This window comes from Pseudomonas sp. RIT-PI-o, from assembly GCF_001297215.1.
GTDB classification, from domain to species: Bacteria; Pseudomonadota; Gammaproteobacteria; order Pseudomonadales; family Pseudomonadaceae; genus Aquipseudomonas; species Aquipseudomonas moraviensis_A.
On record NZ_LHPA01000037.1, the window covers coordinates 205,916 to 217,168 of the forward strand.

Annotated in this window: 15 protein-coding genes; 5 read left to right on the forward strand and 10 right to left on the reverse strand. The window is 61.9% G+C overall.

The window, feature by feature from the left end; all coding sequences use genetic code 11:
- Positions 1–71 precede the first annotated feature (71 nt).
- Positions 72–794 (reverse strand): monofunctional biosynthetic peptidoglycan transglycosylase, encoded by a 723-nt coding sequence (gene mtgA / locus AEQ63_RS22115; protein WP_042606556.1) that lies wholly within the window; start codon positions 792–794, stop codon positions 72–74.
- A gap of 74 nt (positions 795–868) precedes the next feature.
- Between mtgA and AEQ63_RS22120 the strand changes: the two genes are divergently transcribed.
- The 4 genes from AEQ63_RS22120 to trmB all read left to right on the forward strand — a co-directional run bounded on the left by AEQ63_RS22120 (position 869) and on the right by trmB (position 3,112).
- On the forward strand, positions 869–1,249 hold the full coding sequence (locus AEQ63_RS22120) for a DUF423 domain-containing protein (RefSeq protein ID WP_064364745.1): 381 nt from the start codon (positions 869–871) through the stop codon (positions 1,247–1,249).
- 71 nt (positions 1,250–1,320) lie between these two features.
- On the forward strand, positions 1,321–1,521 hold the full coding sequence (gene thiS, locus AEQ63_RS22125) for a sulfur carrier protein ThiS (protein ID WP_042606691.1): 201 nt from the start codon (positions 1,321–1,323) through the stop codon (positions 1,519–1,521).
- Between the two features lie 61 nt (positions 1,522–1,582).
- Positions 1,583–2,377, forward strand: a complete 795-nt coding sequence (locus AEQ63_RS22130) for a thiazole synthase (RefSeq protein WP_007964131.1) — start codon at positions 1,583–1,585, stop codon at positions 2,375–2,377.
- A 9-nt stretch (positions 2,378–2,386) separates the two neighbouring features.
- The gene (gene trmB, locus AEQ63_RS22135; RefSeq protein ID WP_042606558.1) at positions 2,387–3,112 is read left to right on the forward strand and encodes a tRNA (guanosine(46)-N7)-methyltransferase TrmB; all 726 of its coding nucleotides are present in this window, start codon (positions 2,387–2,389) and stop codon (positions 3,110–3,112) included.
- Between the two features lie 68 nt (positions 3,113–3,180).
- Here the strand turns inward: trmB and AEQ63_RS22140 are convergent, their stop codons facing one another.
- The 9 genes from AEQ63_RS22140 to AEQ63_RS22180 all read right to left on the reverse strand — a co-directional run bounded on the left by AEQ63_RS22140 (position 3,181) and on the right by AEQ63_RS22180 (position 9,934).
- Positions 3,181–3,504, reverse strand: coding sequence for a DUF3392 domain-containing protein (locus AEQ63_RS22140; RefSeq protein ID WP_008083808.1), 324 nt, complete (start codon positions 3,502–3,504; stop codon positions 3,181–3,183).
- 22 nt (positions 3,505–3,526) lie between these two features.
- The gene (gene hemW / locus AEQ63_RS22145; protein ID WP_064364746.1) at positions 3,527–4,732 is read right to left on the reverse strand and encodes a radical SAM family heme chaperone HemW; all 1,206 of its coding nucleotides are present in this window, start codon (positions 4,730–4,732) and stop codon (positions 3,527–3,529) included.
- Positions 4,729–5,325, reverse strand: coding sequence for an RdgB/HAM1 family non-canonical purine NTP pyrophosphatase (gene rdgB / locus AEQ63_RS22150; RefSeq protein ID WP_042606560.1), 597 nt, complete (start codon positions 5,323–5,325; stop codon positions 4,729–4,731). Before rdgB ends, hemW begins: the two co-directional genes overlap by 4 nt.
- Positions 5,322–5,756 (reverse strand): DUF4426 domain-containing protein, encoded by a 435-nt coding sequence (locus tag AEQ63_RS22155; protein ID WP_064364747.1) that lies wholly within the window; start codon positions 5,754–5,756, stop codon positions 5,322–5,324. The genes rdgB and AEQ63_RS22155 overlap by 4 nt, the downstream gene beginning before the upstream one ends.
- A 26-nt stretch (positions 5,757–5,782) precedes the next feature.
- Positions 5,783–6,403 carry a methionine biosynthesis protein MetW gene (gene metW, locus AEQ63_RS22160; protein WP_024014659.1) on the reverse strand — a complete coding sequence of 207 codons (621 nt, stop codon included), beginning with the start codon at positions 6,401–6,403 and terminating at the stop codon, positions 5,783–5,785.
- A gap of 7 nt (positions 6,404–6,410) precedes the next feature.
- Positions 6,411–7,550 (reverse strand): homoserine O-succinyltransferase MetX, encoded by a 1,140-nt coding sequence (gene metX, locus AEQ63_RS22165; RefSeq protein ID WP_064364749.1) that lies wholly within the window; start codon positions 7,548–7,550, stop codon positions 6,411–6,413.
- Positions 7,551–7,803: 253 nt separating this feature from the next.
- Complete coding sequence (locus AEQ63_RS22170) at positions 7,804–8,394, reverse strand: YggT family protein (protein ID WP_064364751.1); 591 nt, start codon at positions 8,392–8,394, stop codon at positions 7,804–7,806.
- Between the two features lie 11 nt (positions 8,395–8,405).
- Entirely contained in the window at positions 8,406–9,224 is an 819-nt protein-coding gene (gene proC / locus AEQ63_RS22175; protein WP_064364753.1) for a pyrroline-5-carboxylate reductase, read from the reverse strand.
- 23 nt (positions 9,225–9,247) lie between these two features.
- On the reverse strand, positions 9,248–9,934 hold the full coding sequence (locus tag AEQ63_RS22180) for a YggS family pyridoxal phosphate-dependent enzyme (protein WP_064364755.1): 687 nt from the start codon (positions 9,932–9,934) through the stop codon (positions 9,248–9,250).
- Between the two features lie 56 nt (positions 9,935–9,990).
- Here AEQ63_RS22180 and AEQ63_RS22185 point away from each other — a divergent pair, with 56 nt between their 5' ends.
- A complete protein-coding gene (locus AEQ63_RS22185; protein ID WP_016772732.1) occupies positions 9,991–11,025 on the forward strand; it encodes a type IV pilus twitching motility protein PilT in 1,035 nt (344 codons plus the stop codon).
- Positions 11,026–11,253: the final 228 nt, after the last annotated feature.

Below are 11,253 nucleotides of genomic sequence, written 5' to 3' on the forward strand. Positions count from 1 at the left end.
ATCAGTGACATCAATGCAGGCTGACACACCGCTTTCGCGAGCAGGCTCGCTCCCACAATGGTATTTCGGTGTTATTCAGCCCAAGGCGCCCGCCGCGAATCATTCAGCCCGAGCAAATAACTGTCGCCGCCCAACTGACTCATCTGCTGCCGAATCCACCCGGCCCGACGCGACACATAACCGGTCGGGTGACTCGCGCTCCATACCCGCGGATTGGGCAGGACGGCAGCCAGATAACTCGCCTGCTGGCGCGACAACGATTTCGCACCCACGCCAAAGTGATGGCGGGCCGCCGCTTCGGCGCCAAACACGCCGTCATCCCATTCGACGCTGTTAAGGTACACCTCAAGGATCCGCTGCTTGGGCCAGAACACTTCGATCAACGCGGTAAACCACGCTTCCAGGCCCTTGCGCAGATAGCTGCGGCCGGACCACAAAAACAGATTTTTCGACACTTGCTGGCTCAAGGTGCTGGCGCCGCGAATCGAGCCGCCCAGCTCGTTGTGGGCCAGCGCAGCCTGGATCGCGCGCAGATCGAAGCCCCAGTGCTCGGGGAATTTCTGATCCTCGCCGGCAATCACCGCCACCTTCAAGTCATCGGAGATCTCATTCCACGGTTTCCAGGTGCGCTGCAGGTCGATCGGCTCGCCGTCGACCCAGGATTCGACCTTGCGCTCGACCATCAGCGCCGTGACCGGCGGTGGCACGAAGCGAAACACCAGCACCAGCAAGACACTGCCGCCGGCGAACCAGAGCAGGGCCTTCGTGAGACGACGGAAAATTGAACGCAGCATAGAGATGGCTTGGCCGAACCCGTGGAGCGGGCCATTATACAGACCCTGCCGATCGCGTCTGACTGGAGTTCCCCATGCTGCGTGGCTTTTTGATGCTGGCCGCTTTTTTCGGATTCACCGGTGTTGCGCTGGGCGCGTTCGCCGCCCATGGCCTGAAAAACCGCCTGACCCCGGAATACCTGGCCATTTTCCACACTGGCGTCACCTACCAATTGGTGCACACACTCGCACTGTTCGGCGTTGCGCTGCTGGCCACGCAGATTCCAGGGCGGCTGGTCACTTGGGCCGGCGTGTCCTTCACCGCCGGCATTGTGTTGTTCTCCGGCAGTCTGTATCTGCTGACCACCACCGGCATCAGCAAGCTCGGCATCATTACCCCTTTTGGTGGCCTCGCGTTTCTCATCGGTTGGGTTTGCCTCGGCCTCGCCGCCTGGCGCTTGCAGCTAACCGCTTGACGCTTGGTACTGACCTTTAGGTCATGATCGGGCTAGAATGCCAGCCCCTAAAAATGATGGCGGCGTTGTACATGCGCATTCAGTTGAACGGTGAGTCCTTTGAATTGCCCGACGGTGAAACCGTTGCGGGCCTGATCACCCGTCTGGAGCTGACCGGACGCCGGGTGGCGGTCGAGCTCAATCTGGACATCGTTCCGCGCAGCCAGCATGCCGATACCACGCTCAATGACGGCGACAGCGTCGAAGTGGTCCACGCCATCGGCGGCGGCTGATTGTCCCGGCCCGCAAGGGCAAAGAATTCTGCAAGACCCTCACCCCTCAAGAGGATTCCCCATGAGCATCGTTCGTAGCGACAAGCCTTTTGTGCTGGCCGGTCGTACTTACCAGTCGCGTTTGCTGGTCGGTACCGGCAAGTACCGTGACATGGAAGAAACCCGCCAGGCCATCGAAGCCTCGGGTGCCGAGATCGTCACCTTCGCCGTGCGCCGCACCAACCTGGGACAGATCGAAGGCGAGCCGAACCTGCTCGAAGTGCTGTCGCCGGATCGCTACACCTTCCTGCCGAACACCGCTGGTTGCTACGACGCTATCGAAGCCGTGCGCACCTGCCGCCTCGCGCGTGAATTGCTCGACGGCCACAACCTGGTGAAGCTGGAAGTGCTGGCTGACCAGAAGACCCTGTTCCCCAACGTGATCGAAACCCTCAAGGCCGCCGAAACCCTGGTCAAGGAAGGCTTCGACGTGATGGTCTACACCAGCGATGACCCGATCATCGCCCGCCAACTGGCGGAAATCGGCTGCATCGCGGTGATGCCGCTGGCCGGTCTGATTGGCTCCGGTCTGGGTATCTGCAATCCGTACAACCTGCAGATCATCCTCGAAGAAGCGAAGATTCCGGTGCTGGTGGATGCCGGTGTCGGTACGGCTTCCGACGCGACCATCGCCATGGAGCTGGGGTGTGACGCCGTACTGATGAACTCGGCCATCGCTCACGCCCAGCAACCGGTAATGATGGCGCAAGCCATGCAGCACGCCATCGTCGCCGGCCGTCTGGCGTACCTCGCCGGCCGCATGCCGAAAAAACTTTATGCCAGCGCCTCTTCGCCGCTGGATGGTCTGATCAAGTAAGAGCCATTGATGACTGAATCGAACGACACGCCTGTCCAGCCGGACGAAGGCGACGAGCGCCAACACCGCCGCATCAAGAGTTTCGTGATGCGCGCCGGGCGCATGACCGAAGGCCAGCAACGCGGTCTGGATCAGGGCGCGCCGCTGTACGTGCTGCCGCTGGCCGATGCGCCGGTCGATTACGACCAAGTGTTCGGCCGCTCGGCACCGCGCTCGCTGGAAATCGGTTTCGGCATGGGCCACTCGCTGCTGGAAATGGCCGCGGCGGCGCCGGAGCAGGATTTCATCGGCGTTGAAGTGCACCGTCCGGGTGTCGGTGCGCTGCTCAATGGCGTACTGACCCAAGGGCTGACCAACCTGCGGGTCTACGATTGCGACGCGATCGAAGTGCTCAACCGCTGCATCGCCGACAACAGCCTCGATCGCCTGATGCTGTTCTTCCCGGATCCATGGCACAAGAGCCGTCACCACAAGCGCCGCATCGTCCAGGCCTCGTTCGCCGAACTGGTGCGCAGCAAGCTCAAGGTCGGCGGCATTCTGCACATGGCCACCGACTGGGAACCGTACGCCGAGTACATGCTGGAAGTGATGAACGTCGCCCCGGGCTACCGCAACCTCGCCGAAGACGGCAAATGCGTCCCACGCCCGGCCGAACGCCCGATCACCAAGTTCGAACGCCGCGGCGAACGCCTTGGCCATGGCGTGTGGGATCTGAAGTTCGAAAAACAGTCCTGAGCATCACGCGGTAAAAATGTAGGAGTGAGCCTGCTCGCGATTGCGGTTGTTTTGGGTGTGCTGAAAGATCAGCGGCGGTCAGCGACCACGCCGATCAGCACCAGCACAACCAGAAGCACCGGCGCCAGGCTGTAGTTGTTGAACTGGCTCAGGCCCTTGATCACCCACGGCGTCGCGTAGATCAGCGCGGCGCCGCTGCCGATCAGGCAGAGCAGGGCCATCAGGGGCACGCGCAGGGCACCGGCGATGCTGCCCAGGCGTTGCTCGACCCAGCCTTTGAAGTCGGCGCCGAACAGCACCAGCAGGCAACCGACCAGCGCCAAAGCGATTTCCGAGAGATTGCTGCGGCTCCAGCGGGAGACGGTGGCCAGCAGGTCGAGTATCAAATCCATGCGTTTTCCCTTTGAGCTGAAGTCAGTTCAGAAATTGTTGCAGCAAGTCGTTGAGGAACAGCTGGCCGCGTTCGGTGGCCGCCAGGCGTGACGGTTCGACCTGCAACAGGCCGCTTTGTTCGGCTTCGCGGCGGCCTTCGGCGAGGCTGTCGAGCGACAGTCCGGTGCGTTCCGGATACAGGCGCGATTCGACCCCGGCAGTCAGGCGCAGGGCGTTCATCAGGAACTCGAACGGCATCTCGTCATTGCTCAGCGGTTTCTCGCCAGCCTGAAAGCTCTTCGCTGGATTCAGATAGTCCTTCGGCAGGCGGGTTTTCCATGTGCGCACGATGCGCCCGTCCGGGTGACTCAATTTTCCATGGGCGCCGGCGCCGATGCCGATGAAGTCGCCGAAGCTCCAGTAATTGAGGTTGTGCCGCGCCGGGCGATCGGGCTGGGCATATGCCGACACTTCGTATTGCGCGTAACCGTGCTCGGCCAGCAGCGCCTGGCCGGCTTCCTGAATGTCCCACAGCGTGTCGTCTTCCGGCAGCACCGGCGGCTGATTCCAGAACACCGTGTTCGGCTCCAGCGTCAGCTGATACCAGGAGATATGCGTCGGCTTCAGCGCGATGGCTTGACGCAGGTCGCTCAAGGCATCGTCCAGCGACTGATCGGGCAAACCGTGCATCAAGTCGAGGTTGAAATTATCGAACCCGGCCTGTCGCGCCATGCCCGCCGCACGCACGGCTTCGTCACCGTTGTGGATACGGCCGAGGGCCTCAAGTTTTTCCTGCTGAAAGCTCTGGATGCCGATTGACAGGCGATTGATCCCCAGCTTGCGATAGGCGACAAACTTCTCTTGTTCGAAGGTGCCCGGATTGGCCTCCAGGGTGATTTCAATGTCGGCGGCGAACGGGATGCGCTGCTCGACGCCCTTCAACAAACGTCCGAGGGCGTCGGCGCTGAACAGGCTCGGCGTACCACCACCGAAGAAAATCGAGGTCAGCTCACGGCCATACACCGCGTGCAGATCCTGATCGAGATCGGCCAGCAGCGCGTCGACGTACTCCTGCTCCGGCAGCACCGGGCTGGCGGTGTGCGAGTTGAAATCGCAATACGGGCATTTGCGCACACACCACGGGATGTGGATGTACAGCGCCAGGGGCGGCAGGGTTGCCAGCGGCGCCCGAGGCGAGGAAGCAGCGCCGCCGATGATCAGCGACGACGCGGAAGAATCAGTGGTCATTTCAAGCCCAGACGCTGGCGCAGCAGATCCATTGCACGGGCGCGGTGGCTGATCTGGTTCTTGTCGGCCGGGCTCAGCTCGGCGCTGGAGCAGTCGCGCTCCGGCACCCAGAACAGCGGGTCGTAACCGAAGCCGTGTTCGCCGCTGGCTGCGGTGAGGATGCGGCCGTGCCACAGACCTTCGCAGAGAATCGGCAGCGGATCATCGGCGTGGCGCACCAGTGCTAAGACGCAGACGAACTGTGCGCCGCGCTCGGCTTCCGGCACATCTTTCAGCGCGTCGAGCAGTTTGGCGTTGTTCGCGGCATCGCCCTGGCCGTCGGCATAACGCGCCGAGTAGATGCCCGGCGCACCGCCGAGGAAATCCACCGCCAGCCCGGAGTCGTCGGCCAGTGCCGGCAGCCCGGAAATGCGCGCGGCGTTGCGTGCCTTGAGGATCGCGTTCTCGACGAACGACAGGCCGGTTTCTTCCGGCTCGACCTTGCTCCATTCGCCAATCGAGCGCAGTTGCACCGAGTCGCCGAGCATGGCCTGGAGTTCTTTGAGTTTGCCGGCGTTATGGCTGGCCAGTACGAGCTGCTTGATGTTCATCATTCGCCGGGAAAAAGTTCTTGGTTGAAGTTGATGGTGTTGATCTTGTCGCCGTTCTGCACCTTGATTTCAAAGGTGCGGGTCTCCTGCTGCGGCACCGGGTACTGGGCGATGTAGTAGATCGCGCCCTGTTCGGTGACCTGGCGGAACTTCAGCGCCACGCTGTTGCTGGCCAGGTCCTTGACCGTGCCGGTGACGCTGGCGATCTGCGGTTTGCCGTCCTTGATCACCGAGACATTGATCACGCCCTGGTTCTTGCTGCGGATCAGCTCGGCGGCCTTGGCGATGTCCGGCGTCAGAAACGTCGAGTTGAAAGTGTTGTAGTGCACCGTGACATCGCCGAAGGTTTCCTTGCGTTCACCTTTGATGACGTCTGCCGCCATGGCGCCAGCGCTCAGGCAGGCGGTGAGTAACAGCAACGCTGGACGACTCATGTTCGTGCTCCTCGAAATGGCCTGGCTCAGACCGCGACCCGGTGGTCCGCCAACTGCGGGCTGCTGACGCGGTAGATACCGATTTCACCTAACAGATTAGGCCATAGCTTACTGGCCCACCCGTGACGGTGCTGTTGATCCACGGCAAGCCGATCAATGACCTTGGCATCACGTTCGCGGCACAGCTCTTCGAAATCCTCGAAGGTGCAGAAGTGGATGTTCGGCGTGTTGTACCAGGTGTAGGGCAGGAACTCGGAGACCGGCATGCGGCCCTTGCTCGCCAGGTACCAGCGGCAGCGCCAGTGGCCGAAATTCGGGAAGGTGATGATGCACTGGCGGCCGACCCGGAGCATTTCGTCGAGGATCTTGTCCGGGTAATGCACCGCCTGCAGGGCCTGGGTCATGACGACGATGTCGAAACTGTTGCTGGCGAAGTTGCCCAGGCCCTTGTCCAGATCCTGCTCGATGACGTTGATGCCCTTGGCCACGCACTCGGCAATATTGTCGGCGTCGTTTTCCAGGCCATAACCGGTGACGTTCTTGTTGTCGCGCAGCCAGGTCAGCAGCTCGCCGTCACCGCAACCGAGGTCGAGGACGCGGCTGCCGGCGGGGATCCATTCCTGGATGATTTCCAGATCAGCTCTCATGGCTTTCTCACAACGAAATGCGGTTCATGTAATTGCCGAACGCCTGCAAGTAACGCGGGATCGGAATCAGGAAGGCGTCGTGGCCCTGCGGTGCGTCGATTTCCAGATAGCTGACGTCCTTGCGCGCGGCCATCAGCGCATCCACCAGTTCCCGCGAGCGCGCCGGAGAGAAGCGCCAGTCGGTGGTGAATGACATCACGCAAAACTTGGCCGTGGCGTTTTCGAAGGTTTTTGCCAGATCATCGTCGAAGTTCGCCGCCGGATCGAAGTAATCCAGTGCCTTGGTCATCAACAGATAGGTGTTGGCATCGAAACGCCCGGAGAACTCTTCGCCCTGATAACGCAGGTAACTTTCAACCTGGAACTCGACACTGTGGAAGTCGTAGTTGAGTTTTTCGCTCTTCAGGCCGCGGCCGAATTTCTCGCCCATCGAATCGTCGGACAGGTAAGTGATGTGGCCGACCATGCGCGCGAGCATCAGCCCGCGCTTGGGGATCACGCCCGCTTCCTGGAACGAGCCGCCGTGGAATTCCGGATCGGTGAGGATCGCCTGACGTGCGACTTCGTTGAACGCGATGTTCTGCGCCGACAGTTTGGGCGCCGAGGCGATGGCCAGGCAGTGACGCACGCGATCCGGGTAGGTGATGGTCCATTGCAGCGCCTGCATGCCGCCGAGGCTGCCGCCGATCACCGCCGCCCACTGGCCGATGCCGAGCAAGTCAGCGAGGCGCGCCTGGCTGTGCACCCAGTCTTCGACGGTGAGCACCGGGAAGTCGGCACCGAACGGCTTGCCGGTCTCCGGGTTGACGCTGCTCGGGCCGGTGGAGCCGTTGCAGCCGCCGAGGTTGTTCAGGCTGACCACGAAGAACTTGTTGGTGTCGATCGGCTTGCCGGGGCCGATGCAGCTGTCCCACCAACCGGGTTTGCGGTCGTCGACGCTGTGATAGCCGGCCGCGTGGTGGTGGCCGGACAAGGCGTGGCAGATCAGCACGGCGTTGCTCGCCTGGGCGTTCAGCGTGCCGTAGGTTTCGTAGATCAGATCATAGGCGGCCAGCGAACGCCCACAAGCCAGCGCCAGCGGTTCGCTGAAGTGCGCGGTTTGTGGTGTCACCAGACCAACAGAATCGGCGGGAAAGGCAGTTGGCATCGACCCTGCTCTCGTTGAAATGAGGCGTAAGTCTAAAGACCGTGGGGGGTAGCGGCAAGCGGCCCTCACCCTGGCCCTCTCCCGGAGGGAGAGGGGACTGACCGCGGCGATCTTCAGAGTGATGCTGACCTGAGGTATCGAGTCGAACTCAGGCTTTGAAAACAACCCGATCGGCTCCCTCTCCCTCGGGAGAGGGCTGGGGTGAGGGGAGCAGGCGACCCCATATCAAGTCGAGCGCCCGCTCCCTCTCACCTCACATCAGCAAACGCAAAATCTCCGGCATCATCGTCATCGCCGCCAGATTGTTGATCACCAGCATGTCGATCAATTTCAGCGCAAGGAAGGCGAAGATCGGCGACAGATCCAGGCCGCCGAGGTTCGGCAGGAAGCGGCGGAACGGTGCCAGCGCCGGTTCACAGATCTGGTTGACCAGTTCGGCGCCCGGATTGTGGCTGCCCGGTGCGACCCACGAGAGAATCACGCTGATGATCAGGGCGAAGAAGAAGATCTTCAGAAACAGCGCGGTAACGCCGATCAGCGACCAGATAAACAGTTGCAGCGGGTTGCCGGTGGTGCCGTAGGTCAACAGCAGGGTGAGTGCCATCAGCAGTAGCTGCACCAGAATCGCCAGTACCAGCGACGACATGTCGAGGCCGAACAGGCTCGGGATGATCCGGCGCAAAGGCTTGAGCAGCGGCTGGGTGGCCTTGACCACGAACTGGCACAGCGGGTTGTAGAAGTTCGCCCGCACCAGTTGCAGGACGAAGCGCAGCAGCACGATCAGCAGGTACAGGCTGCCGAGGGTTTGCAGCACGTAAACCGCTGCGGTGTTCAATCCGATCATGTAAGGCTCCTTTATTTGCCCAGTTGTTCGGCCATTTCGGCCGAGCGGTGCGCGGCGGCGCCGAGTGCGGTTTCAACCAGCGCTTCGAAGCCGCCAGCCTGGAATGATTTGATCGCTGCTTCCGTGGTGCCGTTTGGCGAGGTCACACGGCGACGCAGTTCGGCGGCGTCGACGTCGCTGGACACCGCCATGTGCGCGGCGCCCAGAGCGGTCTGCACGGTCAGTTGTTCAGCGATTTCCTTTGGCAAGCCGAGTTTGACGCCAGCGGCGGTCATCGCTTCGATCAACAGGAAAAAGTACGCCGGGCCGGAGCCGGACACGGCAGTCACGGCGTCCAGTTGCTGTTCTTCGTCCAGCCACAGGGCGATGCCGACGGCGGACAGCAGCTCTTCGGCTTGCTGACGCTGCTCGGCGGTCACTTCGCTGGTCGCGTACAAACCGCTGACACCCTGACGCAGCAGCGCCGGGGTGTTCGGCATGCAGCGCACGATCGGCTGTTCGCCGAGCCACGCGGTCATGCTCGCGCAGGTGATCCCGGCGGCGATCGACACCACCAGTTGATTCGGCTTCAGGCTGGGGCGAATCGCCTCGCACACAGCTTTCATCGCCTGTGGCTTGACCGCCAGCACGACGACATCGACGCCTTCGATAGCCTGGGCGTTGTCGGCGAAGGTTTCGATGCCGTGCTCGGCGCTGACCCTGGCGCGGGTGTCGTCGCCCGGATCGCTGGCGCGGATCTGCGCCGCTTCCAGACCCTTGGCGCGCAAGCCGCCAATCAGACTGGCCGCCATGTTGCCCGCACCGATAAACGCAATACGTGTGTTGCTCATGTGTGGTCCTTATCTGGAAACGTTCAAGACTGGGAATAATCTCTGGCGCCAAACAGCGCGGTACCGATCCGCACCCAGGTGGCGCCCTGGGCGATGGCCGACTCGAGGTCGTGGCTCATGCCCATGGACAAGGTGTCGAGCGGCAGCTCGAGGCTCGCCTGCAAGGTCTGCACGGCGGCGAAAGCAGCGTCCTGTTCGGCGCGCGCCTCGGTCGGCTCGGGAATCGCCATCAGCCCGCGCAGTTTCAGCCGGGGCAGGGCGCTGATGGCCTCGGCCAGCGCCGGCAGATCGGCCGGGGTGCAACCGGATTTACTCGCCTCGCCGCTGACATTGACCTGAATGCAGATATTCAGTGGAGGCAGCTCGGCGGGGCGTTGTTCGGACAGGCGTTGGGCAATTTTCAGACGATCCACGGAGTGCACCCAGTCGAAATGCTCGGCAATGGCGCGAGTCTTGTTCGATTGAATGGGGCCGATGAAGTGCCAGATCAAGGGCAGATCGGCCAGCTCCAGCTGTTTGCCCAAGGCTTCCTGCAGGTAGTTCTCGCCGAAGTCGCGCAAGCCGGCGGCATAGGCTTCGCGCAGGGCCTGGGCGGGTTTGGTCTTGCTCACGGCGAGCAAATGGATGCTGTTTTCGTCGCGGTGTGCAGCTTTGGCTGCTGCCTGGATGCGCGAACCAACCTGAAGGATGTTGTCTGCTATCGTGGACATCAAGAGGCGCCGGCGGTCTGTAGGTTCGCGGCATTCTACTGGAATTGAGGGACGCTATGGATATCACTGAACTGCTGGCCTTCAGCGCCAAACAGGGCGCATCCGACCTGCACCTGTCGGCGGGCCTGCCGCCGATGATCCGCGTCGATGGCGATGTGCGACGGATCAATCTGCCGGCGCTGGATCACAAGCAAGTGCACGATCTGATCTACGACATCATGAACGACACCCAGCGCATCGAATTCGAGAAAAATCTGGAAACGGATTTTTCCTTTGATGTGCCCGGCGTGGCGCGGTTTCGGGTCAACGCGTTCAACCAGAACCGAGGCGCCGGCGCAGTGTTCCGCACCATTCCCTCGAAAGTGCTGAGCATGGAAGACCTCGCCATGGGCGATGTTTTCCGCAAGATCACCGATGCGCCGCGCGGGCTGGTGCTCGTCACCGGGCCGACCGGTTCAGGCAAATCCACCACGCTGGCGGCAATGATCGATTACCTCAACACCCATCGCCATCACCACATTCTCACCATTGAGGACCCCATCGAGTTTGTCCACGAATCGCGCAAATGCCTGATCAATCAGCGCGAAGTCCATCGCGATACCCGCAGCTTCGCCACAGCGCTGCGTTCGGCCCTGCGTGAAGATCCGGACGTGATTCTGGTGGGTGAGATGCGTGATCTGGAAACCATTCGCCTGGCGCTGACCGCCGCTGAGACCGGGCATCTGGTGTTCGGCACACTGCACACGACCTCGGCGGCGAAGACCATCGACCGCGTGGTGGACGTGTTCCCCGGCGACGAGAAGTCGATGGTGCGTTCGATGCTGTCGGAGTCGTTGCTGGCGGTGGTGTCGCAGACGTTGATCAAGAAGATCGGCGGCGGGCGGGTGGCGGCGCATGAAATCATGCTCGGGACATCGGCGATCCGTAACCTGATCCGCGAGGACAAGGTGGCGCAGATGTATTCAGCGATTCAGACCGGTGGGTCGTTGGGGATGCAGACACTCGATATGTGCCTGAAAGATCTGGTAACCAAAGGCCTGATCAGCCGCGAGCATGCCCGCGAGAAAGCGCGTACACCGGATAATTTCTAAGGGGGGAATCGGCCTGTGGCGAGGGAGCTTGCCCCCGCCGGGGTGCGCGGCAGCCCCCCCAAACTTTGTGGGCCGCGGGCCCCAACGGGGGGCAAGCCCCCTCGCCACAGTTGATGGTGGGTTAACGCTGGACTACACGCAGTTGCTGTTGCTCTTTGGGCAACACGCGCTTGGCCCCACGGCAAGAGTTTTTCCGTAAGGGCTGTCTTGCGGGGTGGTGCTCTGCGC

Bases quoted from the DNA above. Each gene is read 5' to 3' on its own strand.
- mtgA (WP_042606556.1), bottom strand. From the start codon at position 794: ATGCTGCGTTCAATTTTCCGTCGTCTCACGAAGGCCCTGCTCTGGTTC.
- AEQ63_RS22120 (WP_064364745.1), top strand. From the start codon at position 869: ATGCTGCGTGGCTTTTTGATGCTGGCCGCTTTTTTCGGATTCACCGGT.
- thiS (WP_042606691.1), top strand. From the start codon at position 1,321: ATGCGCATTCAGTTGAACGGTGAGTCCTTTGAATTGCCCGACGGTGAA.
- AEQ63_RS22130 (WP_007964131.1), top strand. From the start codon at position 1,583: ATGAGCATCGTTCGTAGCGACAAGCCTTTTGTGCTGGCCGGTCGTACT.
- trmB (WP_042606558.1), top strand. From the start codon at position 2,387: ATGACTGAATCGAACGACACGCCTGTCCAGCCGGACGAAGGCGACGAG.
- AEQ63_RS22140 (WP_008083808.1), bottom strand. From the start codon at position 3,504: ATGGATTTGATACTCGACCTGCTGGCCACCGTCTCCCGCTGGAGCCGC.
- hemW (WP_064364746.1), bottom strand. From the start codon at position 4,732: ATGACCACTGATTCTTCCGCGTCGTCGCTGATCATCGGCGGCGCTGCT.
- rdgB (WP_042606560.1), bottom strand. From the start codon at position 5,325: ATGATGAACATCAAGCAGCTCGTACTGGCCAGCCATAACGCCGGCAAA.
- AEQ63_RS22155 (WP_064364747.1), bottom strand. From the start codon at position 5,756: ATGAGTCGTCCAGCGTTGCTGTTACTCACCGCCTGCCTGAGCGCTGGC.
- metW (WP_024014659.1), bottom strand. From the start codon at position 6,403: ATGAGAGCTGATCTGGAAATCATCCAGGAATGGATCCCCGCCGGCAGC.
- metX (WP_064364749.1), bottom strand. From the start codon at position 7,550: ATGCCAACTGCCTTTCCCGCCGATTCTGTTGGTCTGGTGACACCACAA.
- AEQ63_RS22170 (WP_064364751.1), bottom strand. From the start codon at position 8,394: ATGATCGGATTGAACACCGCAGCGGTTTACGTGCTGCAAACCCTCGGC.
- proC (WP_064364753.1), bottom strand. From the start codon at position 9,224: ATGAGCAACACACGTATTGCGTTTATCGGTGCGGGCAACATGGCGGCC.
- AEQ63_RS22180 (WP_064364755.1), bottom strand. From the start codon at position 9,934: ATGTCCACGATAGCAGACAACATCCTTCAGGTTGGTTCGCGCATCCAG.
- AEQ63_RS22185 (WP_016772732.1), top strand. From the start codon at position 9,991: ATGGATATCACTGAACTGCTGGCCTTCAGCGCCAAACAGGGCGCATCC.